The following is a 26,264-nucleotide window of genomic DNA, read 5'->3' on the forward strand; positions in this document are numbered from 1 at the left end:
TAGCGAGCGCGCAAAATTTGTGCTCGGATCAGCGCTTTCTCGGCATCGCAAAGGGAAACGCCCTTCGTGCGAAGGGCGCTTCTCGAACACTTAAGCCGCCAGTTCCAGCGCCGTCGTCCTGCGCCGCTCGCGCTCGTGCACGCGCTTGCCTGCCGCGTAGGTCTCGAATACGGCGCGGTCATCGCCGAGCAGCGCAAACGCGAACAGCAGTTCTTCGAGCGATTCCACGCGCGCCGTGCGCCGGGCGAGCAGCGGCGTCGCGGCCGGATCGAGCACGACGAAATCTGCTTCGCTGCCGGGCGCGAGCGTGCCGATCTTGTCGTCGAGTTCGAGGACTTGCGCTGCGCCCGTCGTCGCGAGCCAGAACATGCGCGTCGCGCTTAAGTGATGCCCCGTCAGACGCGCGACCTTGTGCGCTTCGTTCATCGTCTGGAGCATCGAAAACGAGGTGCCGCCGCCCACGTCCGTCGCGAGCGCGACCGGCATCTTTGACGCGCCAGCTTTCTCGAAATCGAACAAACCGCTGCCGAGAAACAGGTTCGACGTCGGGCAATGCGACGCCACCGCGCCCGTTTCGGCCATGCGCTGCCGGTCGGTATCGTCGAAATGGATGCAGTGGCCGTACACCGCGCGCCGCCGCAGGAGGCCGTAGTGATCGTAGACGTCCAGATAACTGCGGTGGCCCGGAAACAGGCTCTCGACCCACTTGATCTCGTCGGTGTTCTCGGCGACGTGCGTCTGAATGAACACATCGCGATGTTGCTGCGCGAGCGCGCCGCACGCTTCCAGTTGCGCTTCGGTCGATGTCGGCGCAAAGCGCGGCGTCAGCGCGTAATGCTGTCGTCCGCGGCCATGCCAGCGCGCGATGAGCTCGGCGCTGTCGTCGTAGCCGGATTGCGCCGTGTCGCGCAGAAACTCGGGGCAGTTGCGATCCATCAGCACCTTGCCCGCCACCATGCGCAGATTGCGCGCCTCGCTTTCGGTGAAGAACGCATCGGCGGATTGCTTGTGTACCGTGCAGTAGACGAGCGCCGTCGTCGTGCCGCACGCGAGCAGTTCGTCGAGGAAAAAGCTCGCCGTCTCGCGCGCGACGGCTGGATTCTCGAAGCCGCGCTCGGTCGGAAACGTATACGTGTTGAGCCACGGCAACAGACCCGCCGCGGGCGACGCGATCATGTCCGTCTGCGGAAAGTGGATATGCGAGTCGATGAAGCCCGGCACGATCAGCTTGTCGCGCATGGTGTGCACGGTCGCGTCCGCGCCGAGCGTGTCGCGCAGCGACGCATACGCGCCCGCCGCGACCACTTTGCCGTCCTCGACGATCAACAGGCCGTCCGCCTCGTACACCGCGCCGTCGGCGGCGAGCGCGGGGTCTTCGCGGAAGGTGAGCAACTGGGCGCGGTAGGCGGTCTGAGTCATGGTGCAACGTCTCCGATTTCTAGTGATGTCTACAACTGCGAAAGCAATACGAGCGAGAAGGCCGCGATGATCCACATCGCCGGCTTGATCTCGTTGAAGCGCCCGGTCGCCGACTTCAGCACGACGAACGCGAGAAAGCCGTAGGCGACGCCGTCGGTGATCGAGTAGGTCAGCGGAATCAGGATCATCGCGAGGAACGCGGGAATGGCTTCATCGAAGCGATGCCATTCGATCTGCGTGATCGCTTCCATCATGAACACGCCGACGAGCACGAGCGCCGGCGCGGTCGCGATTGCCGGAACGAGCGACAGGAGCGGCGAGAGAAACAGGAACGGCAGAAAGCACAGGCCCGCGACGACGGCGACGAGTCCGGTGCGCCCGCCCGCCGAAATGCCCGCCGCCGATTCGATATACGCGTTCGCCGGACTCGTGCCGAGCGGCGCGGAAACGAGCGCGGAAAAGGCGTCGACCATCATCGACTGGCGGATGTTGCGCGGGTTGCCGTTCGCGTCGAACAGCTTGCCGGCCTCCGAGATCGCCATGAACGTGGAAAGCGCGTCGAAGAACGACGTGAAGAGCATCACGAAGATGAACGGCCAGTAGACCACCTTGAGCGCGCCCGTCAGGTCCAGTTGCCAGATGCCCGAGAAGTCCGGCGCGGCGAAGAGGCCGTTCCAGTTCACGAGCGTTTTCGTGGCGATGGCGGCGGGCCAGTACGCGGTGCCGTCGCCCCAGACGCGGCCGATGGGAATGGCGATGATCGTCGTGAACACGATGCCGAGCATCAGCGCGCCGGTCACCTTGCGCGCGACGAGAATCGTCGTGACGGCAAGGCCGATCAGGAACGTGATGACCACCGGATTGAGCGAGGCCGAATGCACGATCGTCACCGGATCGCCGACGACGAACTTCGCGTTCACGAGCCCGATCAGGCTGATGAACAAGCCGATGCCGCACGACACCGCGTGGCGCAGGTTCGCGGGAATCGCATCGACAACGAGCTTGCGCGCGTTGAACACCGCGAGCACCGCGAAGATCACGCCGGCCCAGAACACGCAGCCGAGCGCGGTTTGCCACGGCATCTTGCCGCCGTGGACCATCACGAAGGCGAAGAGCGCGTTCATGCCCATGCCCGGCGCGACGAGCACGGGGTTGCGCGCGTAGAGGCCCATCGCGCAGCTGCCGAGAAAGCTGACGATGACCGTTGCCGTCAACGCCGCCGGAAACGGCACGCCGGCCTGCGAAAGAATGCCGGGATTGACGACGATGATGTACATCGCCGTGAGAAACGTCGTGATGCCCGCGACGATCTCGGTCTTCGTGCGCGAGCCGGCCGCGCGAATGCCGAAGAATCGTTCGAGGGCGGTGGTGTCGCGTTGGGTTGTTGCTGTGGTATCCATCTTTATTGCGTTTAGTACGGTTAGTGCTTGGCTTTACTGCTTCCAGTACGCGTCGAGGCGCGCGACCATCGCGGCGCGTTCCTCGTCGGTGACGAACGAGGCTTCCAGGCTGTTCTTCAGCAGCGTGTAGACCTCCTTGTCGGAGAGCTTCAGCGCATCGACGATGGCGAAGTAGTTCGCGTTGACGTAGCCGCCGAAGTACGCGGGATCGTCCGAATTGATCATCACCGCGACGCCCTGATCCAGCAGGTCTTTCAGCGTGTGCTTGGTCATGTCGTCGAACACGCAGAGCTTGATGTTCGAGAGCGGGCACACGGTCAGCGCGATGCGCGCATCCGCGAGACGCGCGACGAGCGCCGCGTCTTCGATGCTGCGCACGCCGTGATCGACGCGATCCACCTTGAGCACATCCAGCGCCTCGTAGACATACGCGGGCGGCCCTTCCTCGCCCGCATGCGCGACGAGCTTCAGCCCGCGCTCCCGCGCCTTCGCGAAGACGCGTTCGAATTTCGACGGCGGATGCCCGCGTTCCGACGAATCCAGCCCGACACCGATCAGCCGATGCGCGTACTGGTCGAAGAGCGGCAGCGCGCTTTCGTACGTGGCGAGCGCGTCTTCCTCGGAAAGATGACGCAGGAAGCACAGAATCAGCTTCGACGTGAGGCCGCGTTTCTCGCCTTCGGCGAGCGCGCGCTCGATGCCCGCGACGACCGTCTCAATAGCGACGCCGCGCTCCGTATGCGTTTGCGGATCGAAGAAGATCTCCGCGTGCGTGACGTGGTCGGCGAGCGCGCGCTCGACGTAGGCCATCGTCATGTCGTAGAAATCGGCCTCATGCAGCAGGACGCTCGCGCCCGCGTAGTAGATGTCGAGGAACGACTGCAAGTCGGTGAACGCGTACGCGGCGCGCAGCGCGTCGATGGAGTCGTACGCGAGCTTCACGCCGTTCCTTTCGGCAAGCGCGAAGATCAGTTCGGGCTCCAGCGATCCTTCGATGTGAATGTGCAGTTCCGCCTTCGGCGCGCGCGCGATCTTGTCGGCGAGTGTGGGATTCATGGGCTTGGGGTTCTTATGTCGATGCCTAGGGGCTTCCGCTCGGGGTCAAGCGGTCTGTTGCGACGACGCGGAAAGCTCGGCACGCGCTTCCACGGCCTGCAGCAGCTGGGCGGCTGCTGCGACGGCGATCACTTCGGGGGCCTTATCGACGATGCCGTCGATGCCGATCGGACACACCATCCTCGCAATACGCGCCGGGTCGATGCCGCGCGCCGCGAGCCGGTGCTCGAACTGCCGGCGCTTCGTGTGCGAGCCGATCATGCCGAAGAACGCGAAGTCGCCGCGCGCGAGAATGCGTTCGGCCAGCACGAGATCCACCGCATGGTTGTGCGTCATGACGATGAAGTACGTGCCGGCCGGCGCGTTGTCGACGGCTTCGTCGGGCGCGTCGTTCGGCTCGATCGTCACGTTGTCCGGCACGAACTGCGCGGCCGGGAACGCGGCGTCGCGCTCGTCGACCCATCGCACGTGACAGGGCAGCGTGGCGAGCACGCGCACGAGCGCCGCGCCCACGTGACCCGCGCCGAACAGCACCACCTGAAAGTCGCGCGGCGCGATGGTTTCGGTGAGCAGCGCGCCGCTCTCGTCGAAGCCGGCGCCGTCCCACAACAGGCAGTCGGCGGTGTCGGCGCCCGGCTCGGGATCGGACAGCATCACGGCGTCGGGCATCGGCGCGAAGGAGACGCTGCGCACCGTCGAAAGCCCGGCCGCCGTGCGTTTGGCGAGCGAAGTCACCCAGTTCAGGTCCGATACGTCGAGCCGCTCGAACGCGAGCACGACCGCGCCGCCGCAGCACTGGCCGAGGCTCGGACCGAGCGCGAAACGTTCGAGCCGGCGCATGCGCGGGCTGCGCATGCCGTCCTTCAGCACTTGCCGGGCGGTTTCAATCGCCTTCCATTCGAGATGGCCGCCGCCGATGGTGTAGCGGGCGTCCTCGCGCGTGACGATCATCTTCGTGCCCGGCTCGCGCGGCGCGGAGCCTTCGACACGCGCGACCGTCACGAGCACGACGGCGTCGCCGTGCGCGAGCAGGTGTTGCAGGTCGTTCAGCCAAACTTGCATGGATGAGGCTCCGGGAGAGAATCGGGTTATTGCGTCGTCGCAGGCGCTAGTTTACCGGGGCGGCGGCCTCCGCCTCGGCGGGGACGGAAGCGAGCGCATCGAGAATCGCTTCGGGCGTGGCGGGCGCGCGCAGTTTCGGCGCGTTCGGCGCGTCGGGCGAAGCGCCCGCGATGGCCGCGCGGATCGCGAGCAGCACCGAAAACGCGAGCAACAGCGGCGGCTCGCCGACCGCCTTCGAGCGGAAGATGGTCGGCTCGACGTTCTCGTTGCCCGCGCCGCGAAAGAGCGCGACGTGGAACGCGGCGGGCGTGTCGTTGACGGCGGGAATCTTGTAGGTGGAAGGCGCGTGCGTCATCAGGCGTCCGTCGCGGTTCCACCACAGTTCCTCCGTCGTGAGCCAGCCCATGCCCTGAACGAAGCCGCCTTCCACTTGTCCCAAATCGATGGCCGGATTGATCGAGCGCCCCGCGTCGTGAAGCACGTCGGCGCGTAGCAGCTTCCATTCGCCGGTGAGCGTATCGACGACGACTTCCGACACCGCCGCGCCGTACGCGAAGTAGTAGAACGGATGACCGGTCAGCGTCTTCGCGTCCCAATGAACCTTGGGCGTGGCGTAGAAGCCGTCGGACCACAACTGCACGCGCGCCAGATACGCGGCCGCGACCAGTTGATCGAAGGGCATCTGCCCGCCGTTCGCCTCGACCACGCCGCCGTGAAAGCGCACGTCCGCGGCTGCGCCGCCGAGCTGCTTCGCGGCCAGTTCCGCGAGGCGCGTGCGGATGGTCAGCGCCGCCGCTTCCGCCGCCTTGCCGTTCAGATCGCTTCCGGTGGATGCCGCCGTCGCCGACGTATTCGCGACCTTCGACGTATCGGTGGCCGTCACCCGCACGCGCGCCAGGCCGATGCCGAGCACGCTCGCCACCACTTGCGCGACCTTCGTGTTGAGCCCCTGGCCCATTTCCGTGCCGCCATGATTGACGAGCACCGAGCCGTCCTTGTAGACGTGCACGAGCGCGCCGGCCTGATTCAGAAACGGCACGTTGAACGAGATGCCGAACTTGACCGGCGTGAACGCGATGCCGCGCTTTAGCACGTCGTTCGTCGCGTTGAACGCGGCAATCGCTTGGCGGCGCGCGTGGTAATCGCTGGACGCGATCAATTCGTCGGTGAGCGGCGCGAGCACGTTGTCCGCGACGGTCTGGCCGTACGGCGTGACGTCGCGCTCGTCGATGCCGTAGTAGTTCGCGCGCCGCACATCGAGCGGATCGCGCTTGAGCCGATGCGCGATTTCATCGAGCATCACTTCCATCACGAGCGCGCCTTGCGGGCCGCCGAAGCCGCGAAACGCCGTGTTCGACTGCGTGTTGGTCTTGCAGCAGAACGCGCGGATATCGACATCGCTCAGGAAATACGCGTTGTCGAAGTGGCACACGGCGCGCGTCGCGACCGCGCCCGACAAGTCCGCCGAATAGCCGGCCCGCAGCGCAATCTCGACGCGCGCGCCGACGATACGGCCGTCGTCGTCGAAGCCGGCTTCGTATTCGTAGACCGCGTCGTGGCGCTTGCCGGTGATCATGAAGTCGTCGTCGCGATCGGCGCGCAGCTTCACCGGGCGCTTGAGCACATGGGCGGCGAGCGCCGCGACGCACGCAAAGAGCGCGGATTGCGATTCCTTGCCGCCGAAGCCGCCGCCCATGCGCCGGCATTCGCACACGACCGCGTGCGTCGGCCAGTCGAGCATGTGCGCGACGACCTGCTGCATTTCGCTCGGATGCTGCGTCGAGCTGTAGACGAGCATGCCGTCCGATTCCTTCGGCACGGCATACGCCACCTGGCCTTCGAGATAGAACTGCTCCTGCCCGCCGACCTCGAATTCCCCAGCAATTCGATGCTTCGCCCCCGCGATGCGCGCTTCCGGATCGCCGCGTTTCAGATGCAGCGGCGGCAGCACGAACTGCTTGCGCGCCTTGGCTTCGCGCGGCGTCAGGACGGCTTCGAGCGGCTCGTAGCGCACCACGTCGTCGCTTTTGGCGAGCGCGGCGGCGCGGCGCGCCAGATCGTGCGTCTCTGCGATCACCGCGAACACCGGCTGCCCGAGGTACTGCACTTCGTCGGCGGCGAGGATCGGGTCGTCGTGCAGCACCGGGCCGCAGTTGTTCTCGCCGCGAATGTCGGCGGCGGTCAGAACCGCGACGACGCCGGGCGCGGCACGCACAGCGTCCAGATTCATCGAGACGATGCGCGCGTGTGCGTATCGCGACAGGCCGAGCGCCGCGTGCAGGGTGCCGCGCAATTCGCGGATGTCGTCGGTGTAGACCGCCTCGCCGCTCACATGCAGCGCCGCCGATTCGTGCGGCAGCGCGGCGCCCGCGGCGTCGACGTCCACGTTGGCGGGACGGGCGGCGGCATCCAGTGCGATCGGTTCGCTGGCCTTGTTCATGGCTGCTCCTCGGAGATCGACGCATGCGCGGCGTAGGCGAACGCGTTCACTTGGGCCAGCGCGAGCGGCGCGTCGGCGCGCGTCTCCAGATGGAAGCGCCGCAGCAGGTTGCGCGCCACCTTCGCCCGATACGCGCTCGATGCGCGCATGTCGGTGAGCGGCTGGAAGTCGGCATCGAGCGCGTTCATGGCGGCGCGCACGGTGTCGTCGCTCCATTGCGCGCCGATCAGCGCCGCTTCGACCTGAGCCGCGCGTTTGGGCGTCGCCGCCATGCCGCCGAATGCAATCCGCGCGCTCGTCACGCGATGGCTGTCGTCCAGCCGGATCGCGAAAGCGCCGCAGACGGCGGAGATGTCCTGATCGTAGCGCTTCGCCACCTTGTACGTCCGGAACCGCAAGTCCGCGGCAGGGCGCGGCACGCGGATGGCCGCGATGAATTCGCCCGGCTGAAGCGCGGTCTTCTGATACGCGAGGTAGAACGCGTCGAGCGGCATCGTGCGCGTTTTGTCGGCGTGTTGCAGCACGAGTTCGGCGTCGAGCGCGATGAGCGCGGGCATCGAATCGCCGATCGGCGAGCCGTTCGCGATGTTGCCGCCGAGCGTGCCGGCATTGCGGATCGGGCGCGACGCGAAGCGCGTCCAGAGTTCGGCGAGTTCGGGGTAATCGGCGGTAAGCGCGGCATACGCATCTTCGAGCGATGCCGCCGCGCCGATCGTCAGCGTCTGCGCGTCGCGCTCGATGCGCTTCAGTTCCTCGACATTGCCGATAAACAGAATGTCGCCGAGATCGCGAAACTGCTTGGTGATCCACAGGCCGATATCCGTGCTGCCCGCGAGCAGACGCGCGTCCGGGTTCGCTGCCCTAAGGCTGGCGAATTCGGCGCGCGTGACGGGCGCATGAAATGCCGGGGTGCCGAAGGCTTCGCCGCGCGCGTCGGGCGCGCGGTATTCGAACGTCTGCGTGCGGCGCAGGCCGGCGAGCGCGTCGCGGATCGCATCGCGGTCGAAAGCGGGCGGCGGATAGTCGAACATGCGCTCGGCGGCATCGATGATCGGCCGGTAACCGGTGCAGCGGCACAGATTGCCCGAGATGGCGGCGGCGATTTCGTCGCGCGACGGCGGGCCGGCATCGCGAGGATGGGCGTGATACAGCGCCCACAGCGACATGACGAAGCCCGGCGTGCAGAAGCCGCATTGCGAGCCGTGACAATCGACGAGCGCCTGTTGCACAGGATGCAGCGCGCCGTCGGCGCCGCGCAGGTCTTCGACGGTGAACAGCGCGCGCGAATCGAGCGTCGGCAGAAGCTGGATGCACGCGTTGACGGCCTTGAGCGCGAGCTCGCCCGCTGAATCGAGTTCGCCGACGACCACGGTGCACGCGCCGCAATCGCCTTCGGCGCAGCCTTCTTTCGTGCCGGTGCAGTCGTTCGCGCGCAGATGCTGAAGCACGGTGCGCGTGGCGGGCGCATCGGCGATGTCGCGGACGGCGCCGCGGTGCAGAAAGCGGATGGTGTGCGTTGTCATGAGCCGGGCAGGGACATTGCGGACCAGGCGCGCGTTACGCGGTTTCCGCCTGCATCCCGAAATTCCGGCATGTCACGCGGACTGCGCGCACGTAGATCGCCATCCAGCCTCGACCATAGCACCGCAATATCCCAAAAATATTTTTGGCATCGTATTCAGATTATGCGGAAGGGGTGATGCGGGGAAGTGAAATGCGAGAGAAACGCAAGACGCGCGGGACGTGAATGCCCGCGCCGAAGGCAATCAAAGCGCCGCCGCCCGCGTTTTGCGCCTCGACCGGAGGCTCAACGCAACCAGCGCGAAGATGATGGCGAACGCGACCAGCGACCACTGCGGCAGCGTGAGCCCGAAAATCGGCGGATAAGCCGTCTCACAAAGCCCCGCCACCTTGAAGACTTGCGGCAGCCAGCGCGCGGGAGGCAGGCTGTCGACGACGGGTTGCAACGCGTCGAAGCCGCAGCTAAAGCCGGGATTCGCCTGAATGTAGACGTGCCGCGCGGCCGTGGCCAGCCCGCCGAGCGCCGAAAGCGCGACGAGCGCCTCCAGCAGCGCGACGCCGCGCCAGCCGTTGAAGCCCGCGCCGAGAAACGCGAAGACGGCGATCAGCACGAAGAAGTAGCGCTGGATAATGCACAGCGGACACGGGTCTTCGCCACGGAAGAACTGCAGATACAGCGCCCCGGCGACGAGCCCGAGACATACGAAGCCCAGCAGCGTCAAGAGCCGCCGCTCGCGGCGCAGCGCGCGGTCGTCCTCGTGCATCGTGAATTGATGTAGATGGTTGTTCATTATTTCGCAACGTTTCGAGAAGGAAGCACCTGACCGGGCGGGCATCCCGCAGGAATTCTAGCGCGATCGCCCGGTGCGAAACACAGCCGCGTTTTCGTGAACGATGCGGCGTGTCAGCGCGTCGTCTCCAGCACGGCTTCGACCGCGCGGCCGATGGACAGCAGCGTGTCGTCGGCGTTCGGCGCGCCCGCGAGCATGAGGCCGACCGGCGCCTCGCCGCGCCGATGACACGGCAGCGACAGCGCGCAGGCATCGAGAAAATTGAAGGTCGTCGGATTGCGCAGCACGATCGCATTGGTGCGCGCGAAGCGGTCGTCGTCGGCTTCTAGGTCCGCGATGCGCGGCGGCAGCACGGGCACCGTCGGGCAGAGGATGGCGTCGAAGCGTTGCCAGAGCGTCGTGCGCGCGGCCTCGATCATGGCGGCGCGCGCCTCGCACAGTTCGATGTAGTCCGCGGCGCTCGCGGTTTCCGCGCGCATCAGACGCGCGAGCACGCGCGGATCGTATTCGCTCGCGTGCTCGGCAATCAGCTTGCGATGCCACGCGTACGCTTCGATCGCCACCAAGCCGAAGCGGTTGATTTCCGGCAGACGGTCGAGCGGCGCGAAGCGCACGTCTTCCACCAGCGCGCCCGCGGCGGCGAGATGATCGACCGCCGCCTGCACGGCCTGCGCGACAGGCGCTTCCACGCCGTCCGTCACGTAATTCGTGAGCACGCCGAGGCGCACGCCGTCGAGCGGGCGCGTGGCGGGCACATCCGGCTCGCGCCCCGCGAGAATGCGGTCGACGAGCGCGCAACACGCGACCGTCGCGCCGATCGGCCCGAACGAATCGAGCGTCCTGGAAAGCGGCACGCCGCCGTGCTTCGGAATGCGGCTCGCGGTCGGCTTGAAGCCGGTGAGGCCGCAGAACGCGGCGGGAATGCGCAGCGAGCCGCCCGTATCGGTGCCGAGCGCGACGGCGGCCATGCCGTCCGCGACGGATGCCGCCGCGCCCGACGACGATCCGCCCGCGATGCGCGCGTCGTCCGGCAAGTTCGCGCGGTACGGCGAGCGGGGCGTGCCGTAGTGCGGATTGAGCCCGAGCCCCGAAAACGCGAACTCGCTCATGTTCGTGCGTCCGACGATCACCGCGCCCGCGCGGCGCAGGCGCGCCACCGTGACGGCGTCGGCGCGGGCCGGCTCGGCGTTCGCGAGCACGCGCGATCCGGCGCGCGTCACCTGACCTTCGACATCGAAGAGATCTTTCACGGACACCGGAATGCCCGCGAGCGGTGAGAGCACCGTCCCCGCGCGGCGCAGCGCGTCGTGCGCGTCGGCGGCGGCGCGGGCGTGTTCGGCATCGACCTGAAGGAACACGGTCGAGCCTTGGCCGTTGGGATCGGCGATCCGTTCCAGCGCGGTCTCGACGAGCGCGCGGCTCGTCGTGCGGCCGCACTTCAGTTCTGCGGCGAGAAGGGCTAGCGGGGGGAACTGCGGCGAAGTGGTCGGCATGGCATCGAGCAGTGGCGTTGCCGGCGGCGGCGCAGGCGAAGCGTGCGGCGGGCTTCGTTGATCGTGCCGGCGGCGGTCCGATGCGGGCGGCGGCGCGACGCATCGGCGGTGAAAGGGCGGGCGGTCGTGGCGAAGTGAAGCCGGACGCCCAGGGTGGCTGTCATTCTAAGCCAGCGCAGTAAGAAATACGCGAGCTCGCGATGAGTCGTGTGTTTAGATCGTCCGCGAGAAGCGGCGGAGGCTGGCCTGTCCCAGATAGCGGTCGAACACCGACGCGACGTTGCGCACGAGCATGCGTCCGGCCGGCAGCACGCGAATGGCGTCCGGCGTGATGTCGATGAGGCCGTCGTCGGCCATCGGCGCCAGGCGCGCGAGTTCGGCCGCGAAGGCGTCGCCGAAGACGATGCCGTGTTCCCGCTCGACGTCCGCAAACCGCAGCACGCCGCCGCACATGAGCCACATGATGACGTCGCGGCGCAAGAGATCGTCGGCGGAGAGACGCACGCCGCGCTGAATGGCGAAGCGGCCCGCGTCGATGGCGGCTGCGTAGTCCGCAAGATCGCGCGCGTTTTGCGCATAGACGTCGCCGACCTTGCCGATGGACGATGCGCCGATGCCGACAAGATCGCAGTCCGCATGCGTGCTGTAGCCCTGAAAATTGCGCTGGAGCGTGCCGGCCTCAAAGGCGCGGGCGAGTTCGTCGCCGGGCAGCGCGAAATGGTCCATGCCGATGTAGACGTAGCCCGCATCGCTCATCCGCTCGATCACGCGCTTCAGAATGGCGAGCCGCACGGCGGCCGAAGGCAGCGCCGCTTCGTCGATCTGACGCTGCATCTTGAAGAGCGCGGGCATGTGCGCATAGCCGAACACGGAGACGCGGTCCGGCGCGAGCGCGATGATCGCGTCGAGCGTCCGCGTGAAGCTCTCGACGCTCTGATGCGGCAAGCCGTAGATGAGATCGACGCTCACCGACTCGAAGCCGTGCTCGCGCGCCGCGCGCATTACGTCCTCGGTCGTCGCGCGCGGCTGGATGCGGTTGACGGCCCGCTGCACGCGCTCGTCGAAGTCCTGCACGCCGAGGCTCAACCGGTTGAAGCCGAGTTCGCGCAGCACCGCGATGGTTTCGGCGGACGCTTCGCGCGGATCGACTTCGATCGAATATTCGGCGCGCGCATCGGGCACGAGGTTGAAATGCTCGGCGGTGGCGGCCATGAGCTCGGCCATCTCGTCGTGCGAGAGGAATGTCGGCGTGCCGCCGCCCCAGTGGAGCTGCGTGACGGGGCGGCGCGTATCGAAGCACGCGGCCTGCATCGCGAGTTCGCGCTTCATGCGGTCGAGATACGGGCGGGCGTGCGCGCGATTCTTCGTGGCGACCTTGTTGCAGCCGCAATAGAAGCAGACGGTGTCGCAGAACGGAATGTGGAAGTACAGCGACAGATCCGCCGATGCGCCGCCTCGGCTTGCGGCTTCGAAGTAGTGCGCGGGATCGAACGATTCCGTGAACTGGACGGCCGTGGGGTAGGACGTGTACCGCGGGCCGTGCGCGTCGTAGCGCGCGAGCAGGTCCGGGCGAAAGATGGTGTCGGCGAGAGTCATGGGCAGCCTTCGAGTTGCGGCGATCTTACGCGGGCGCGTGCGCGCGCGCCTTGCGTGATAACGTCGCAGCCGCTTTGGCTTGGCATGGGAGAATGGAGGATCGTCCGCTGTCTCGTTTTTGCCATGTCAATTGCGTCCTCGTCCCCTCATGCCTGCCGCGAACGATGCGGCGCGTGCTGCATCGCGCCGTCCATCACGAGCGCCATTCCGGGCATGCCCAACGGCAAGCCCGCGGGCGAGCGGTGCGTCCAGCTCGACGATGACCTGCGCTGTCAGATCTTCGGCGATCCGCGCCGGCCCGCGTGCTGCGGCGGCCTGCAGCCGTCGGCCGAAATGTGCGGCGAGACGCGCGAGCACGCCGTTCAATGGCTCACGCGGCTCGAAATCGACACGCAACCGCAATGAACTTCGTTTGTCCAAGCACCGTCACGACATCCAGTAGAGGAGATTCCCGCATGCCACGACCCGTCGCGCCGCTCAGGCGCCGGTTGCTGCTGGGCGCGCTCGCCGCGTGGCCGGCAATCGCGCTCCTATCGACGGCGCATGCCGCATCCATCTTTCCGTTTATTCCGGATCACTACACATTTTCGCAAAAGCAGGTTCAGGAAGCGGTCGCGCGCAAGTTTCCGCTGGAACGCACCGCGCGGCAGATTTTCGATGTCGTGCTGAGCAATCCTGTGGTCGGCATGGCGGCGGACCGCAATCGCGTGACGGTGCGCGTGGATGCGCGGCTGTCCACGCCTTTCATGCCGAACCCGGTGAACGGCGCGTTCACCTTGTCGACGCAACTGGCCTACGACGCCCCGAGCCGCTCGGTCGTGCTCGTCTCGCCAACGGTTGACGACTCGCAGCTAACCGGCGACGCTGCCCAGTACAACCAACAAATCGCGGCGGCCGGCGCGCTGCTCGCCGCGCAATTGCTCGACCGCTATCCGATCTACACGTTCAAGCCGGAAGAGCTGCAATTTGCGGGCGTGTCTTACGAACCCGGTACAATCACAGTCCTTACAAACGGCATACGCGTTCAGATTGTCGAGAAGTGATTCGAAATCTCGGCGCGCAGTGCTCCACACCTGCAGCAAAAAAGCGAACAAGGGCTGACGGATGGACTGGATTCTGATGGTGAAGGCGCTCGTGCTGGGCGTCGTGGAAGGCTTGACGGAGTTTCTGCCGGTGTCGAGCACGGGGCACTTGATCGTCGCGGGCAGTCTGCTCAATTTCACCGACGCGCAAGCCAAGACGTTCGACGTCGTCATTCAGTTCGGCGCGATTCTCGCGATCTGCTGGGAATATCGCGGCAAGATCGGCTCCGTGGTGGGCGGCCTCGGCAGCCGTCCGGACGCGCGGCGGTTTGCAATCAACGTCATCATCGCGACGATTCCGGCCATCGTCCTGGGCCTCTTGCTCGAAAAGAAGATCAAGTCGGTACTGTTCTCGCCGGTGCCGGTGTCGGTCGCGCTGATCGTCGGCGGGATCGTCATTCTGTGGGCGGAGGCGCGTCAGCGCGATCGCGGGACGCCGCCACGCGTGCATTCGGTCGATGACCTCTCGTACGCCGATGCGCTGAAGGTCGGTCTCGCGCAATGTCTCGCGCTGATTCCCGGCACTTCGCGTTCGGGCGCGACGATCATCGGCGGCATGCTGTTCGGGCTGGAGCGCCGCGCGGCCACCGAATTCTCGTTCTTCCTCGCCATTCCGATCATCTTCGGCGCGACGCTCTACGAGATGGCCAAGTACTGGCGCGCGCTCACCGTGAACGATCTCGGGCTCTTTGCCGTCGGGCTCGTATCGGCGTTCGTGAGCGCCTTCATCTGCGTGCGCTGGCTGCTCCGTTACGTCGCCTCGCACGATTTCACGGCGTTCGCGTGGTATCGCATCGGCTTCGGGCTGCTGATTCTGATCGTCGGCTATAGCGGCGGGTTGAGCTGGGCGGACTGATCCGGCTTGCTTGCCGCACAAATGACAACGCCACGGCTAGCCGTGGCGTTGTCGTTTTCACCGCGACTTACTTGCGGCGAAACAGCAGATCCCAGACGCCGTGTCCGAGCCGCAAGCCGCGGCGCTCGAACTTCGTCACCGGCCGGTAATCCGGACGCGGCGCGTAGCCGTCCGCCGTATTTTCGAGCGTCGGTTCCGCCGAAAGCACGTCGAGCATCTGCTCCGCGTAGTTCTGCCAGTCGGTCGCGAGATGCAGGTAGCCGCCCGGCTTCACGCGCGAGCTCAGGAGCGAGACGAACTTCGGCTGAATGAGCCGGCGCTTGTGATGCCGCGCCTTGTGCCACGGATCGGGAAAGTAGATGTGCACGCCGTCGAGGCTCGCGGGAGCGATCATGTGTTCGAGCACCTCGACCGCGTCGTGCTGGAGGATGCGGATGTTGCCGAGCTGCTGCTCGCCGATCAGCTTCAACAGCGCGCCGACGCCCGGCTCATGCACTTCCACGCCGATGAAGTCGTCGCCGGGGCGCGCGGCCGCGATTTCCGCCGTCGTCGCGCCCATGCCGAAACCGATTTCCAGCACGCGCGGCGCCTGCCGGCCGAAGAGGGCGTCCCAGTCCGCGAGTTCCGGCGCGTACGGCACCACGAAACGCGGACCCAGTTCGTCCATCGCGCGTTGCTGCCCCGGCGAAACGCGGCCCGCGCGCGTCACGAAACTGCGAATGCGCCGATGATGCAGCGGCTGCGATGCCGCACTCTCGGTGCGCTCACCGGCGGCATGCACGTCGTCGTCGTGGGGATCGTGGGATTGGTCGTTCATGGCGGGATCGGAAGGCGAAGAAGCGTCGCGCGGAAACTAAAAAGCCGCCTCGCTGTATGGAAGGCGGCTTTCGCTTATTTGCTGCTTGTTTGCTGCTTGTGTGTTGCTCGTGAATCTGGAGCGGGCGATGGGAATCGAACCCACGTCAGTAGCTTGGGAAGCTACGGTAATAGCCATTATACGACGCCCGCGTGAGCCGACTATTGTAAGCGCAACGCGCGCCGCCGCGCAATCGCGGGCGGCGCGGCCTCACTCAGATGCCGAAGAGCGTCATCGAGACCGCGACGCGCGTCACCACCATCAGCAGCACCTGCACGATCACGAAAAGCAGGATCGGCGACAAATCGATGCCGCCCAAGCGCGGCAAGATGCGGCGCAGCGGATCGAGAAACGGCGCGGTGATCTGATAGAGCAGCGGCATGGCCGGCGACTGCGGATTCAGCCACGAAAGCAGCGCCATCAGAATCGTCATCCAGATGATGAGGTTGAGCGCCCACTTGACGACTGTCAGCACCGCGACGAGCAGGAGCATCGGCAGCATGACCGTCGGGTCGACACCGGCGAGATAGACCATCAACGTCACATAGACGAGCGCCGCGATATAGGCGGCGACAATGCTGGCCCAATCAATCTTGCCGCCCGGCAGAATCTTGCGCAGCGGCAGCACGATCCAGTTGGTCGCCTGCATGACGGCATTGGAAACCGGGTTGTACGGCGGCATGCGCACGACCTGCATCCACGCGCGCAGGAGCAGCGCCGCGCCGAACAGAGTGAAGACGGTATTGAGCAGAAAACGGGCGATATCGCCGAACATCTCGGGTCCTCTGGAAAACGTGCGCGGTGAGAAGGCCGCGCCGGGGTCAGGAAAAGCGAAGGAACAGACGACGCTGGCAGCCGCTAAGACGGCCGCCGGGACTGAGGCTGGCTTGGCGCCGCGAACGCGCACGCTGCGTCGCGCGAGTCGTAGTGAGTGACCTTGATCATTGTTCGTTCTCTGGACTGGATGTCATGTGAAGTCGTCGCGCTCGGGCCGGAGCCCGCGAACGCCGCGATTTCTTTCTCTTGCGAGCGAATGGCGCCTTGCATTCCCCGCCCACCGTCAATGCCGGTGGGGCGCCGGACGTCACCTTAACATGGCTGCGGGGCGGCTTGGGCGCGTTGTCGAACCACGACGAGCGTTTCCTCTCACAGTCGACTGAAAGCCGATCGCAAGCATAGCGCATGCTCGCGCGCATTGCCGCAAACCCTGATGTTGCCGCCGCACGACGCTTGCGCGAGCGCGTTTCACGCAAAGATGGCAGGATAGGATGACAGAAAACGATTGAATCAGACGCCGTTACGGATCTTTCGGCATTGCGCCGTTTAATCGATGGCATGTTTTCTGCTGATTATGTGGTTCACCGCACGCGGTTAGCGTGTTTTAGTTCTTTTGCGAACATTGATGAACGAACCGGGCGCGAATACTAAAGACAAGAGTGATTAACGGAAAGGCATCGCTTTTAAGCGGCTGCTTTTCTCGACGTTTTCAAAACGCTACGTTCGGAGGTCGCATGAGCATTTTCTCTTATCGAAAGCATCTGCGTTTCTTGAGCCAGGCGCAAAGGCGTCGCTGGTGGGATCAGAAGAAGCGATTGACGCCGCGTGTCGTGATCGGTGGAGCATATGTCCCGCCCAATGTCACGCGTGAATTCGCTTATGTGAAAGTAGGCTGATCGCCTCAAAAGGAGTCGACACAATACACAGCCCCGCCGGACGGTCCGTCCGGCGGGGCTTTTAATTTGATTTGTAAAGATGCGTTACTCGAGCGGCACGCTGTCTCCACGCAAACAAACCATCAGCGCGCCCTCCACCTTGCCGTTCGGACTGCTCCTCGCCCGCAGCATCGCCAACCTGCCCGAGCGGCGGTCGCAGACCTTGCAATTTGCAACAAATGGCCCGAGCGGCCGCGCGCGTTTTTCGCTAAATTCAGAGTACGCAGCCGCGCGACCGGATGGACCGGTCGGCCTCAAGCGGCGAGGAGAACCAAAGTGAAAAAGCTCGGTAGTTTATTGGTCGCCGGCGCCCTCGGCCTGGGTGTCGCGAGTCTGGCGCAAGCGCATGTGTCGGTCGGGGTCGGTATCAGCGTGCCGGCGTATCCGGTGTATCAAGCGCCGCCCGCGCCGGTTTATGTCGCTCCGCCGCAGCCGGTTTATGTCGCGCCGCCTCCGCCTGTCGTCTATGGGCCGCCGCCGGCAGTCGTCGTGGGCGGCTACGGATACGGTTATTACGGCCGTCCTTATTGGCGGCACGGGTATTATGGCCATCCGTATGGTCACGGTTACGGCTACGGTCGCGGCCACTGGCACTAATAATCCGTTTTCCGCGATCGACCGCACGAGCCCCGCAAGGGGCTTTTCTTTGGCATCGATGAAACTGGCTATTCCGATTCGCTTCGGAACTGGCGAGAATGGCGTTTTTCCGACGCCACTTAATATCCGATGCTTCCACTTCCTGCCCCGACTTTCGACGACGTCGCCGATGCCGTCCGCCGCATAGACGGCGTCGCGCATCGCACGCCGGTTCTCACGTCCCGCACGGCGGACGAAATCGCCGGCGCGCCGCTCTTTTTCAAGTGCGAGAACTTCCAGCGCATGGGCGCTTTCAAGTTCCGCGGCGCGTTCAACGCGCTTTCGCATTTCGACGACGCTCAGCGCGCGGCCGGCGTCATCACGTATTCGTCGGGCAATCACGCCCAGGCGATCGCGCTGTCCGCCCAGCTCGCCGGCATTCGCGCGACGATCATCATGCCGGAGGACGCGCCCGCCGCGAAAATCGCTGCGACGCGCGGCTACGGCGGCGAAGTCATCACGTATGACCGCTACACGCAGAATCGCGAAGAGATCGGCCGCGTGCTGGCCGAAGAGCGCGGCATGACGCTGATTCCGCCGTATGACCATCCGCATGTGATCGCGGGGCAGGGCACGGCCGCGAAGGAGTTAATCGAAGAAACCGGGCCGCTCGATTATCTCTTCGTGTGTCTCGGCGGCGGCGGGCTGATCGCGGGCTGCGCGCTCGCGGCGGCGGCATTGTCGCCTTCGTGCAAGGTCATCGGCGTCGAGCCGGAAGCGGGCAACGACGCCCAGCAGTCGCTCGCGCGCGGCGAGATCGTGCATATCGAGGTGCCGCGCACCATCGCGGACGGCGCGGCGTCCACGCACGTCGGCGAATACAACTTCCCGATCATCCGCAAGCATGTGGACCGCATTGTCACAGTGAGCGACGCCCAGCTCGTCGATACGCTGCGCTTCTTTGCCGAGCGCATGAAGATGGTCGTCGAGCCGACCGGCTGCCTGGCGGCAGCGGCCGTGCTTCAGAAGGTCGTGCCGGTGGAAGGCAAGCGGGTGGGCGTGATCGTGAGCGGCGGCAACGTCGACTTGGCGCGCTTCGCGCAGTTCATCGCGTGAAGCGGGCCGTCAGGACGCCGCGTGCACCATCAGATCGCGGTAGCCGTTGACGATCACGCTGTACGCGAAATAGGCGAACAGCACGGCGGACATCACATGGCACGCGCGTAGAAGGCGCGTGCCTGCGCGTTTGCGGCCGTGGGCGGCGAGCGTGCAGACGAAGAGCGTCCAGCCGAGTCCGCCGCAGAAGAAGCCGAGCAGAAACACCGACGCGCTGATCGGGCTCGTCGCGCCGGCTTTCGCGATTAGCGCGCCGCCGACCGCCGCGAACCACAGGATCGCGCTCGGCGATGAAACCGCAAGCAGGCATCCGCGCAGGAAGCTCTTCAGATGGCTCTGGCGCGGCGCGCGCGTATCCGCTTCGCCCTCGACGGGCGGCGCGGACGCGGGGTTTATCGCCTCGCGCGCCATCTTCCACGTGAGAAACAGCAGCACGATGGCCCCGCCGATCCACACGACCCAGCGCACGGCGGAGAACTGCAGCAGCGCCGACATGCCCGCCAGCGCGAGCGCGGCGTAGAACAGGTCGCCGAAGCACGTCCCGAGGCCGAGGACGAGCCCCGGCTTGAACCCGTGCGACAGCGCGAGCGAAATGATCGCGACGTTGGCGATCCCGATATCCAGACACAGCGACAGCGACAAGAAGAAGCCGTCCGACATCAACGACCACGAATGCGTCATGCGTGCTCCGTGAGCGCGAGCGTCACGTCGAGACGGCCGGTCGGCACGCCCATCGTGTTCACCATCGGCGGGTGACGGAAATCGTCGAGCGCGGCGCGTTGCTCGCGCGTGCCGATGTCGAGCAATTCCAGCACGTGCGCGACGACCGCATGCAGCACGTTCGTGTTGCCGTCCTCGACCTTCACCGCAATGCCGAGCGCGCCTTCCGGCCGCTTCACGCCGATGGCATAGCTCGCGTCCGCGCCGGTCTTGCCGACGAGCGCGCCGCCGTACGCCCGCATCAAGCGCGTGCAGAAGCGTCCTTCGCCCGCGACGAGTTCGGGATGCGACGTCATCGCGCGATAAATGCGCCCGAGCGGCGAGCCGTCCGGCGCGCCGGCGATCTTCATGTAAAGCCGCGCGAGGCGGTCGAGCGGAAAAGCGGGCGTCGGCAGATTGCATCCGTCGATGGCCCAGAGTACGTCGCCGAACGGCAGATCGACTGCCTGCGCCGTCGCGTGCTTCACGCGCGCCTGCAGCGGATGCTCCGGCAGGTGATAGCCGTCGAGCGCCGCGTTCATGGCCCGCGCGCCCGCCAACATGCCGGCGTGCTTGCCGGAACAGTTGCTGCACACGGGCGTCGGCGTGAAATCGCGGCGAATCCAGTCTTTGTAGACGGCGTCCGATATCGGCGGATGGCCGCCGCAACGCAGATCGCTCTCGCTCGCGCCGGACTTGGCCAGCATCGCGCGGGCGCGTTCGATATGGCGCGGCTCGCTGCTGTGCGAGCCGCACATCAGCGCGAGATCGGCTTCATCGAAGCCGAACTGTTCCAGCGCGCCCGTTTCGATGACGGCAAGCGCCTGCGCCGGCTTCGCGGCCGAGCGCGGCAGCGTCACGCGATGCGGATCGCCGAACGAATAGAGCAGTCGGCCGTCGGCATCCACCACCGCGACATGCGCGACGTGCGTGTTCTCGACTGCGTTTCCCCGATACAAGGTCGCTGCGATCATGCGTTTTTCCCCGCGTTGTCCAGTCCGATTTCGGTCCACAGCGCATCGACGCGCCGCTTGACGGCGGCATCCATCGTGATCGGGCGGCCCCATTCGCGGTTCGTCTCGCCCGGCCACTTGTTGGTCGCGTCGAGTCCCATTTTCGAGCCGAGGCCCGCGACCGGCGACGCGAAGTCGAGATAGTCGATCGGCGTGTTGTCGACCATGACGGTGTCGCGCGTGGGATCGACGCGCGTGGTGATCGCCCAGATCACTTCCTTCCAGTCGCGCACGTTGACGTCTTCGTCCACCACGACGATGAACTTCGTATACATGAACTGCCGCAGGAAACTCCAGACGCCGAGCATCACACGCTTGGCGTGACCGGCGTAGCTCTTCTTCATCTGCACGATGGCCATGCGATAGCTGCACCCTTCGGGCGGCAGATAGAAGTCCGTGATCTCGGGAAACTGCTTCTGCAAGAGCGGCACGAACACTTCATTGAGCGCGACACCGAGCACCGCGGGTTCGTCGGGCGGCTTACCGGTGTAGGTGGAGTGGAATAGGGCGTCGCGGCGCAGCGTGATTTTCTCGACGGTGAAGACCGGAAACCACTCCTGCTCGTTGTAATAGCCGGTGTGATCGCCGTACGGGCCTTCGAGCGCGTGTTCGTAACGCGCGGCGGCGCCTGTCGACGGAAGCGGCGGCGCGCTTTCCGGCGCGGGCGGCACCGCGCCTTCCTGCGGATAGATGAAGCCTTCGAGCACGATCTCCGCGCGCGCCGGGACCTGCAAGGTATCGACGCCGGGCGTCAGGCACTTCGCGAGTTCGGTGCGCGAACCGCGCAGGAGGCCGGCGAACTGATACTCAGAAAGCGTGTCGGGAACCGGCGTGACCGCGCCGAGAATGGTCGCCGGGTCCGCCCCCAGCACGACCGCCACCGGATACGGCTTGCCCGGATTGGCGAGCGCGAACTCGCGGAAATCGAGCGCGCCGCCGCGATGCGCGAGCCAGCGCATGATGAGCTTGTTGCGCCCGATGAGTTGCTGCCGATAGATGCCGAGGTTCTGCCGCGTCTTGTTCGGCCCGCGCGTGACGGTAAGGCCCCATGTGAGCAGCGGTCCGGCGTCGCCGGGCCAGCACGTCTGAATCGGCAGACGCGCGAGATCCACGTCGTTGCCTTCCCACACGATCTCCTGGCAAGGCGGCGCGCTCACCGACTTGGGCGCCATGTCCCAGACGGCCTTGGCGAGCGACAGCAGCTTGCCGGCGTCCTTCAGGCCGCGCGGCGGCTCCGGCTCCTTGAGCGCGGACAGCAGCCTGCCAATATCGCGCAGCGAACTCAGCGCGGCGGTGTCGCTGCCGAGGCTCGCATCGCCGCCGGCCTGCGCTTCGGTTTCGATGCCCATGCCGAGCGCCACGCGCCGCGTCGTGCCGAAAAGGTTCGCCAGCACTGGCATGGTGTGACCGGTCGGCGCTTCGAAAAGCAGCGCCGGGCCGCCCGCGCGCAACACGCGGTCGGATAGTTCGGTCATTTCTAGAACAGGGGAGACAGGCTGCCGGATGCGGCGCAGTTCACCGAGCGCTTCGAGGCGGGCGGTGAAGTCGCGCAGATCTTTATATTTCATCGATGGTCGGACGAGGACTCGAGGCCGCTACATGGAGCGGGACGGGCGGGACGGCTGCGCGCTAGGCGATTGTCGATTTTACCTGCGTGTCAGTCCGTGCGCTGGGAGACATTCAGGAAATTCCGCTGGAAACCGCCTTTGGGGCGTGCGCTGGCGCTCCTAAACAGTGTTCATTATTACTGTAAGTAATTGAAACGGAACGGTATAGCATTGACGGATCATTAAACCCTGCTAGAATCGCTTCGCATCCATTGCAGGTTTTGAAACTTTTTACCTTAGCCTCAGGTCTTTTCTCAGACGCTATGCGTCGCCTGCGCCGCACCTGCCCGGCGATTCATGGCTGTTGGTTGTCAGGGCCGGCGTTATCGAACGCCGGTTTTTCGCGTGGGAAGCCATCTGCGCATCAAGGGCATGCTGTTCGTGCCGCGCACTCCGGCCGCTTTTGCCGGTTCGGCTTTCCAGACGGCGCATGCCGTTTCCCCGATGCCGCTTACGCCTTGCCAAGAGCGAGCGGTGTCTGATTTGCGCTTTCGAACACCGGTTTATTGGTATTCATCAGCCTAAATCATGCAACATTGGGAGCATCGATGAACGCTTGGTTATCGTGGCGTCCCGACACTCGCGTCGCGCAAAGTTTGCGCACCGCGCTGCGTCGTGGAAGCCGTATGAGTCACTATCTCTTCAGCCTGGTCGGTTGCGCGGCCATCGTCACGGCGCTCGCGCTGTGGCTCCTGCCGTCCTGGCGCACCACCTTTGCCGCACGGATCATGCCGTTCGTGTCCGCCGCGGTCCAGGCGGGGCCTGCGCGGCTTCTGGCCGGCCAGCCGCTTCCGCCGTTCTCGGCGGTGCATCGCCAGCCGGCCGACGCCGCGCCGATCAGCCTCGCCGCGAACCCCGACCGGGCCGCTGCGCCGGCGGCGCAGGTGCCGTCGCTCGGCGCCGCCGCCACGGACGACGAGAGCACGCGCCAACTGACCGGCGGCATCAGTCTCGCGGTGTCGCCCAACGGGCTCGATCCGCGCACCATGCCTTCGGTCAGCTTGCTGGCGAGCGCGATTCCGGCGCAACGCATCGTCGCGGATGCGCGCGACGACCGCGTGCTCGTCTCCACGCGCGAGCAGAAGCTCGTCGCGAACTTCATCGCGCGGCGGTATCGCGTGGCGGAAGAGCCGGTCAGCGACCTCGTGCGCGCCGCGTTCGACACCGGCCGCGAAGTCGGTCTCGATCCGCTGCTGCTGCTGTCGGTGATGGCCATCGAATCGGGTTTCAATCCGTACGCGGAAAGCGGCGTCGGCGCGAAAGGGCTGATGCAGGTGATGTCGAAGGTGCACTCGGACAAGTTCGAGTACTTCGGCGGCAGCCACGCGGCGCTCGATCCGCTCGCGAACATCAAGGTCGGCGCGCTGGTGCTGAAGGATTGCATCGCGCGGGGCGGCTCGGTCGCGGGCGGTTTGCGCTACTACGTCGGCTCGACCTCGCAGGACGACGGCGGCTACGGCGCCAAGGTGCTCGCCGAGCGTGCGCGTCTGCGCGATGTCGCGCGTGGCCGCAATGTGCCCATCAACGCGCCGCAGGCGCCGGTTCAGGCCGCGCCGAAGCAGGTGCTGGCGTCCACCTCGGCGGATACGGCCAAGCGCGTTCACGTGACGATCGACGGCGCGAAGAAGGCCGACGCGCAAGACGAGAGCGATTCCGGCGAGTCGAAGCACGGCGCGTCCGCCGAATTGGGCGCCTGATCGGTCAGTCGAACGGTCGGACAAAAGAAAAGGGCACCTCAAGCGGTGCCCTTTTTGTCATTTGAGTCGAGTAGTAGTCAGCGACTGAACAAGTCCCCGAGCCGCGAGACCGCTTCTTCCAGCTTCGAATACGCCGTCGCATACGAGAGCCGGATATAACGGTCCGGCGCGTGAAAGCCGAAATCCGCGCCCGGCACGAGCACCACGCCGGCGTCGTGCAGCATGGAACGCGTGAGCCTTTCGCTGTCGCCAGCGGCGGGATGCGGCACGCTCGTCGTATCGGCGTAGACGTAGAACGCGCCGTCCGGCACCACCGGCACGCCGAAACCGAGCGAGCGCAGCGCCGGCACGATGTAGTCGCGCCGCCGCTTGAACTCCAGCCGGCGCGCTTCGTAGATGGCGAGCGTCTCCGGCTCGAAGCACGCGAGCGCCGCATGCTGCGCCAGCGCCGACGCGCAGATGAACAGATTCTGCGAGAGCTTCTCGACCGCGCCGACCATCGCGTGCGGCACCACGAGCCAGCCGAGCCGCCAGCCGGTCATGTTGAAGTACTTGGAGAAGCTGTTGACCGTCACCACGTCGTCGCCGAAGGAGAGCGCCGACACGGGCTTCGCGTCGTAGCTCAGGCCTTGGTAGATCTCATCGACGATGGTGAAGCCGCCGCGTTCCCGCACCTTCCCGACAATGCGCCGCAATTCGTCCGGCTCGATGGAGGTTCCCGTCGGATTCGACGGCGACGCGAGCAGCACGCCGCGCGTCGCGGGCGTCCAGTGCGCTTCGACCTGATCGGCGGTGAGCTGGAAGCGTTCGGCCGGGCCGCTCGGGATCAGCACCGGCTTGCCGTCCGCCGCCGACACGAAGTGCCGGTTGCACGGATAGCACGGGTCGGGCATCAACACTTCGTCGCCGTTGTCGACGAGCGCCATGCACGCGAGCAAAAGCGCCGCCGACGCGCCCGCCGTCACCACGATGCGCGCGGGATCGACCGTTAAGCCGAACGCGTCGCGGTAATGCGCGGCGATCGCCTCGCGCAGCGCCGTGACGCCGAGCGCGTTCGTGTACTGCGTGACGCCGCGCGTGAGCGCGTCCGCGGCGGCGCGCGTGACAGGCGCGGGCGCGGTGAAGTCCGGCTCGCCGATGCCCATGTGGATGATGTCGCGTCCGGCGCGTTCGAGCGCCTGGGCGTCCTTCATCAGTTCCATCACGTAGAACGGCTCGATCGCGTCGACGCGGGAGGCGAGCCGCATGAGCGGCTCCGAAGCGGTATTCATGCCGTCGATCCCGTTTCCCGTTAGCCGCGCCCGCGCGCCTGCGCTTCGGCAGGGCGCATCGCGACGGCGAGCTTGTCCAGCACGCCGTTCACGTACTTGTAGCCGTCCGAGCCGCCGAAGGTCTTCGTCAGCTCCACCGCCTCGTTGATCACGACGCGATACGGAATGTCGATGTGATGCTTGAACTCGAACGCGGCGACGAGCAACACCGCGCGTTCGACCGGCGAGAGCTGATCGATCGGGCGGTCGAGGCACGGTTGCAGTTCGGCGGAAAGCGCATCGGCTTCCTTGATCACGCCGTGCAGGATCGCGTCCAGATGTTCGTGGTCGGCCTTGTCGAAGCCCTGCGCGTTGCGCAGTTGCGCGTCGATCTCGCCGCCGGGCGCGCCCGACAGCAGCCATTGGTAAAGCCCTTGCGTCGCGAGTTCACGCGAGCGGCGTCGTGCGCTCTTCATGCGCGGTCCTCGTCTTCGTCTTCGTCATCTTCTTCGTCGCCGCCGAGCTGTTCCAGCGCGACCGACAGATTCGCCATTTCGACCGCCACGCGCGCGGCGTCGCGGCCCTTTTCGGTCATGCGCGCGACGGCTTGCTCGTCGTTTTCCGTCGTGAGCACGGCGTTCGCCACCGGAATGCCGAAGTCGAGCGCGATGCGCGAAATGCCCGAGCCGCTCTCGTTCGACACGAGCTCGAAGTGGTACGTCTCGCCGCGCACGACCGCGCCGAGCGCGATCAGGGCGTCGAACTGGCCGGATTCGGCGAGCTTTTGCAGCGCGAGCGGAATCTCGAGCGCGCCCGGCACGGTCACGAGCAGCACGTCCTCGCCGATCACGCCGAGGCGCTCCAGCTCCTCGATGCATGCATCCGCGAGGCCGTTGCACACCGGTTCGTTGAAGCGCGACTGCACGATGCCGATGCGCAGGCCGTCACCGTCGAGGTTCGGCTGGTATTGTCCGATTTCCATGTAGAGATCCGTTGGTTTGGAATAAGTTGGATGCAGCGGC

24 protein-coding genes and 1 tRNA gene are annotated in these 26,264 nt (G+C 65.9%); 7 read left to right on the forward strand and 18 right to left on the reverse strand.

Annotated features, from left to right (window positions below; all coding sequences use genetic code 11):
• Positions 1-90 precede the first annotated feature (90 nt).
• The 9 genes from guaD to hemN all read right to left on the reverse strand — a co-directional run bounded on the left by guaD (position 91) and on the right by hemN (position 12,778).
• Positions 91-1,419 (reverse strand): guanine deaminase, encoded by a 1,329-nt coding sequence (gene guaD / locus JYK05_RS03465; RefSeq protein WP_206467778.1) that lies wholly within the window; start codon positions 1,417-1,419, stop codon positions 91-93.
• Between the two features lie 29 nt (positions 1,420-1,448).
• A complete protein-coding gene (locus JYK05_RS03470) occupies positions 1,449-2,819 on the reverse strand; it encodes an NCS2 family permease (protein WP_175939775.1) in 1,371 nt (456 codons plus the stop codon).
• 33 nt (positions 2,820-2,852) lie between these two features.
• Entirely contained in the window at positions 2,853-3,875 is a 1,023-nt protein-coding gene (locus tag JYK05_RS03475; RefSeq protein WP_206467779.1) for an adenosine deaminase, read from the reverse strand.
• 45 nt (positions 3,876-3,920) lie between these two features.
• On the reverse strand, positions 3,921-4,937 hold the full coding sequence (gene xdhC / locus JYK05_RS03480; protein ID WP_175939777.1) for a xanthine dehydrogenase accessory protein XdhC: 1,017 nt from the start codon (positions 4,935-4,937) through the stop codon (positions 3,921-3,923).
• A 46-nt stretch (positions 4,938-4,983) separates the two neighbouring features.
• Positions 4,984-7,377 carry a xanthine dehydrogenase molybdopterin binding subunit gene (xdhB, locus tag JYK05_RS03485; RefSeq protein ID WP_206467780.1) on the reverse strand — a complete coding sequence of 798 codons (2,394 nt, stop codon included), beginning with the start codon at positions 7,375-7,377 and terminating at the stop codon, positions 4,984-4,986.
• A complete protein-coding gene (xdhA, locus tag JYK05_RS03490) occupies positions 7,374-8,900 on the reverse strand; it encodes a xanthine dehydrogenase small subunit (RefSeq protein ID WP_206467781.1) in 1,527 nt (508 codons plus the stop codon). The genes xdhB and xdhA overlap by 4 nt, the downstream gene beginning before the upstream one ends.
• Positions 8,901-9,143: 243 nt before the next feature.
• Positions 9,144-9,662, reverse strand: coding sequence for a disulfide bond formation protein B (locus tag JYK05_RS03495; protein WP_206468202.1), 519 nt, complete (start codon positions 9,660-9,662; stop codon positions 9,144-9,146).
• Between the two features lie 140 nt (positions 9,663-9,802).
• Positions 9,803-11,182: an amidase gene (locus tag JYK05_RS03500; protein ID WP_206467782.1), complete on the reverse strand. Its 1,380-nt coding sequence runs from the start codon at positions 11,180-11,182 to the stop codon at positions 9,803-9,805.
• A gap of 213 nt (positions 11,183-11,395) precedes the next feature.
• On the reverse strand, positions 11,396-12,778 hold the full coding sequence (hemN, locus tag JYK05_RS03505; protein WP_206467783.1) for an oxygen-independent coproporphyrinogen III oxidase: 1,383 nt from the start codon (positions 12,776-12,778) through the stop codon (positions 11,396-11,398).
• A 123-nt stretch (positions 12,779-12,901) separates the two neighbouring features.
• Between hemN and JYK05_RS03510 the strand changes: the two genes are divergently transcribed.
• The 3 genes from JYK05_RS03510 to JYK05_RS03520 all read left to right on the forward strand — a co-directional run bounded on the left by JYK05_RS03510 (position 12,902) and on the right by JYK05_RS03520 (position 14,716).
• Complete coding sequence (locus JYK05_RS03510; protein ID WP_206467784.1) at positions 12,902-13,183, forward strand: YkgJ family cysteine cluster protein; 282 nt, start codon at positions 12,902-12,904, stop codon at positions 13,181-13,183.
• A gap of 50 nt (positions 13,184-13,233) precedes the next feature.
• Positions 13,234-13,821: a DUF1439 domain-containing protein gene (locus JYK05_RS03515; RefSeq protein ID WP_206467785.1), complete on the forward strand. Its 588-nt coding sequence runs from the start codon at positions 13,234-13,236 to the stop codon at positions 13,819-13,821.
• 61 nt (positions 13,822-13,882) lie between these two features.
• On the forward strand, positions 13,883-14,716 hold the full coding sequence (locus tag JYK05_RS03520; protein WP_175939784.1) for an undecaprenyl-diphosphate phosphatase: 834 nt from the start codon (positions 13,883-13,885) through the stop codon (positions 14,714-14,716).
• A gap of 67 nt (positions 14,717-14,783) precedes the next feature.
• Here JYK05_RS03520 and trmB read toward each other — a convergent pair whose 3' ends face one another.
• From trmB to JYK05_RS03535, 3 genes are all read right to left on the reverse strand, one after another.
• A complete protein-coding gene (gene trmB / locus JYK05_RS03525; RefSeq protein WP_206467786.1) occupies positions 14,784-15,533 on the reverse strand; it encodes a tRNA (guanosine(46)-N7)-methyltransferase TrmB in 750 nt (249 codons plus the stop codon).
• Positions 15,534-15,649: 116 nt separating this feature from the next.
• Positions 15,650-15,724: transfer RNA gene (locus JYK05_RS03530), tRNA-Gly, on the reverse strand.
• Positions 15,725-15,786: 62 nt separating this feature from the next.
• Positions 15,787-16,347, reverse strand: coding sequence for a YggT family protein (locus JYK05_RS03535; protein WP_175939786.1), 561 nt, complete (start codon positions 16,345-16,347; stop codon positions 15,787-15,789).
• Between the two features lie 736 nt (positions 16,348-17,083).
• Here JYK05_RS03535 and JYK05_RS03540 point away from each other — a divergent pair.
• The 3 genes from JYK05_RS03540 (at position 17,084) to JYK05_RS03550 (ending at position 18,976) form a co-directional block, all read left to right on the forward strand.
• Positions 17,084-17,245 (forward strand): hypothetical protein, encoded by a 162-nt coding sequence (locus JYK05_RS03540; protein ID WP_016344705.1) that lies wholly within the window; start codon positions 17,084-17,086, stop codon positions 17,243-17,245.
• A gap of 315 nt (positions 17,246-17,560) precedes the next feature.
• Positions 17,561-17,881 (forward strand): hypothetical protein, encoded by a 321-nt coding sequence (locus JYK05_RS03545; protein ID WP_175939787.1) that lies wholly within the window; start codon positions 17,561-17,563, stop codon positions 17,879-17,881.
• Between the two features lie 129 nt (positions 17,882-18,010).
• Positions 18,011-18,976, forward strand: coding sequence for a threo-3-hydroxy-L-aspartate ammonia-lyase (locus JYK05_RS03550; RefSeq protein ID WP_206467787.1), 966 nt, complete (start codon positions 18,011-18,013; stop codon positions 18,974-18,976).
• A 9-nt stretch (positions 18,977-18,985) separates the two neighbouring features.
• Here the strand turns inward: JYK05_RS03550 and JYK05_RS03555 are convergent, their stop codons facing one another.
• Genes JYK05_RS03555 through JYK05_RS03565 form a run of 3 tightly spaced genes read right to left on the reverse strand, consistent with a single transcriptional unit; the run spans position 18,986 to position 22,256 of the window.
• Positions 18,986-19,657, reverse strand: coding sequence for a LysE family translocator (locus JYK05_RS03555; protein ID WP_206467788.1), 672 nt, complete (start codon positions 19,655-19,657; stop codon positions 18,986-18,988).
• Entirely contained in the window at positions 19,654-20,649 is a 996-nt protein-coding gene (locus JYK05_RS03560) for an asparaginase (protein ID WP_206467789.1), read from the reverse strand. The genes JYK05_RS03555 and JYK05_RS03560 overlap by 4 nt, the downstream gene beginning before the upstream one ends.
• Complete coding sequence (locus tag JYK05_RS03565; RefSeq protein WP_206467790.1) at positions 20,646-22,256, reverse strand: UbiD family decarboxylase; 1,611 nt, start codon at positions 22,254-22,256, stop codon at positions 20,646-20,648. Before JYK05_RS03565 ends, JYK05_RS03560 begins: the two co-directional genes overlap by 4 nt.
• Positions 22,257-22,843: 587 nt before the next feature.
• On the opposite strand from JYK05_RS03565, the gene JYK05_RS03570 reads away from it, so the two are divergent.
• The gene (locus JYK05_RS03570) at positions 22,844-23,992 is read left to right on the forward strand and encodes a lytic transglycosylase domain-containing protein (RefSeq protein ID WP_206467791.1); all 1,149 of its coding nucleotides are present in this window, start codon (positions 22,844-22,846) and stop codon (positions 23,990-23,992) included.
• Between the two features lie 77 nt (positions 23,993-24,069).
• Here JYK05_RS03570 and JYK05_RS03575 read toward each other — a convergent pair whose 3' ends face one another.
• The 3 genes from JYK05_RS03575 to ribH are packed head-to-tail and all read right to left on the reverse strand — an operon-like array spanning position 24,070 to position 26,224.
• Positions 24,070-25,263 carry a pyridoxal phosphate-dependent aminotransferase gene (locus JYK05_RS03575; RefSeq protein WP_206467792.1) on the reverse strand — a complete coding sequence of 398 codons (1,194 nt, stop codon included), beginning with the start codon at positions 25,261-25,263 and terminating at the stop codon, positions 24,070-24,072.
• A gap of 20 nt (positions 25,264-25,283) precedes the next feature.
• Positions 25,284-25,718: a transcription antitermination factor NusB gene (gene nusB / locus JYK05_RS03580; RefSeq protein WP_175939794.1), complete on the reverse strand. Its 435-nt coding sequence runs from the start codon at positions 25,716-25,718 to the stop codon at positions 25,284-25,286.
• Entirely contained in the window at positions 25,715-26,224 is a 510-nt protein-coding gene (gene ribH / locus JYK05_RS03585) for a 6,7-dimethyl-8-ribityllumazine synthase (RefSeq protein ID WP_175939795.1), read from the reverse strand. The genes nusB and ribH overlap by 4 nt, the downstream gene beginning before the upstream one ends.
• Between the last annotated feature and the right edge of the window lie 40 nt (positions 26,225-26,264).

Source organism: Caballeronia sp. M1242, from assembly GCF_017220215.1.
In the GTDB taxonomy this organism is placed as follows: domain Bacteria; phylum Pseudomonadota; class Gammaproteobacteria; order Burkholderiales; family Burkholderiaceae; genus Caballeronia.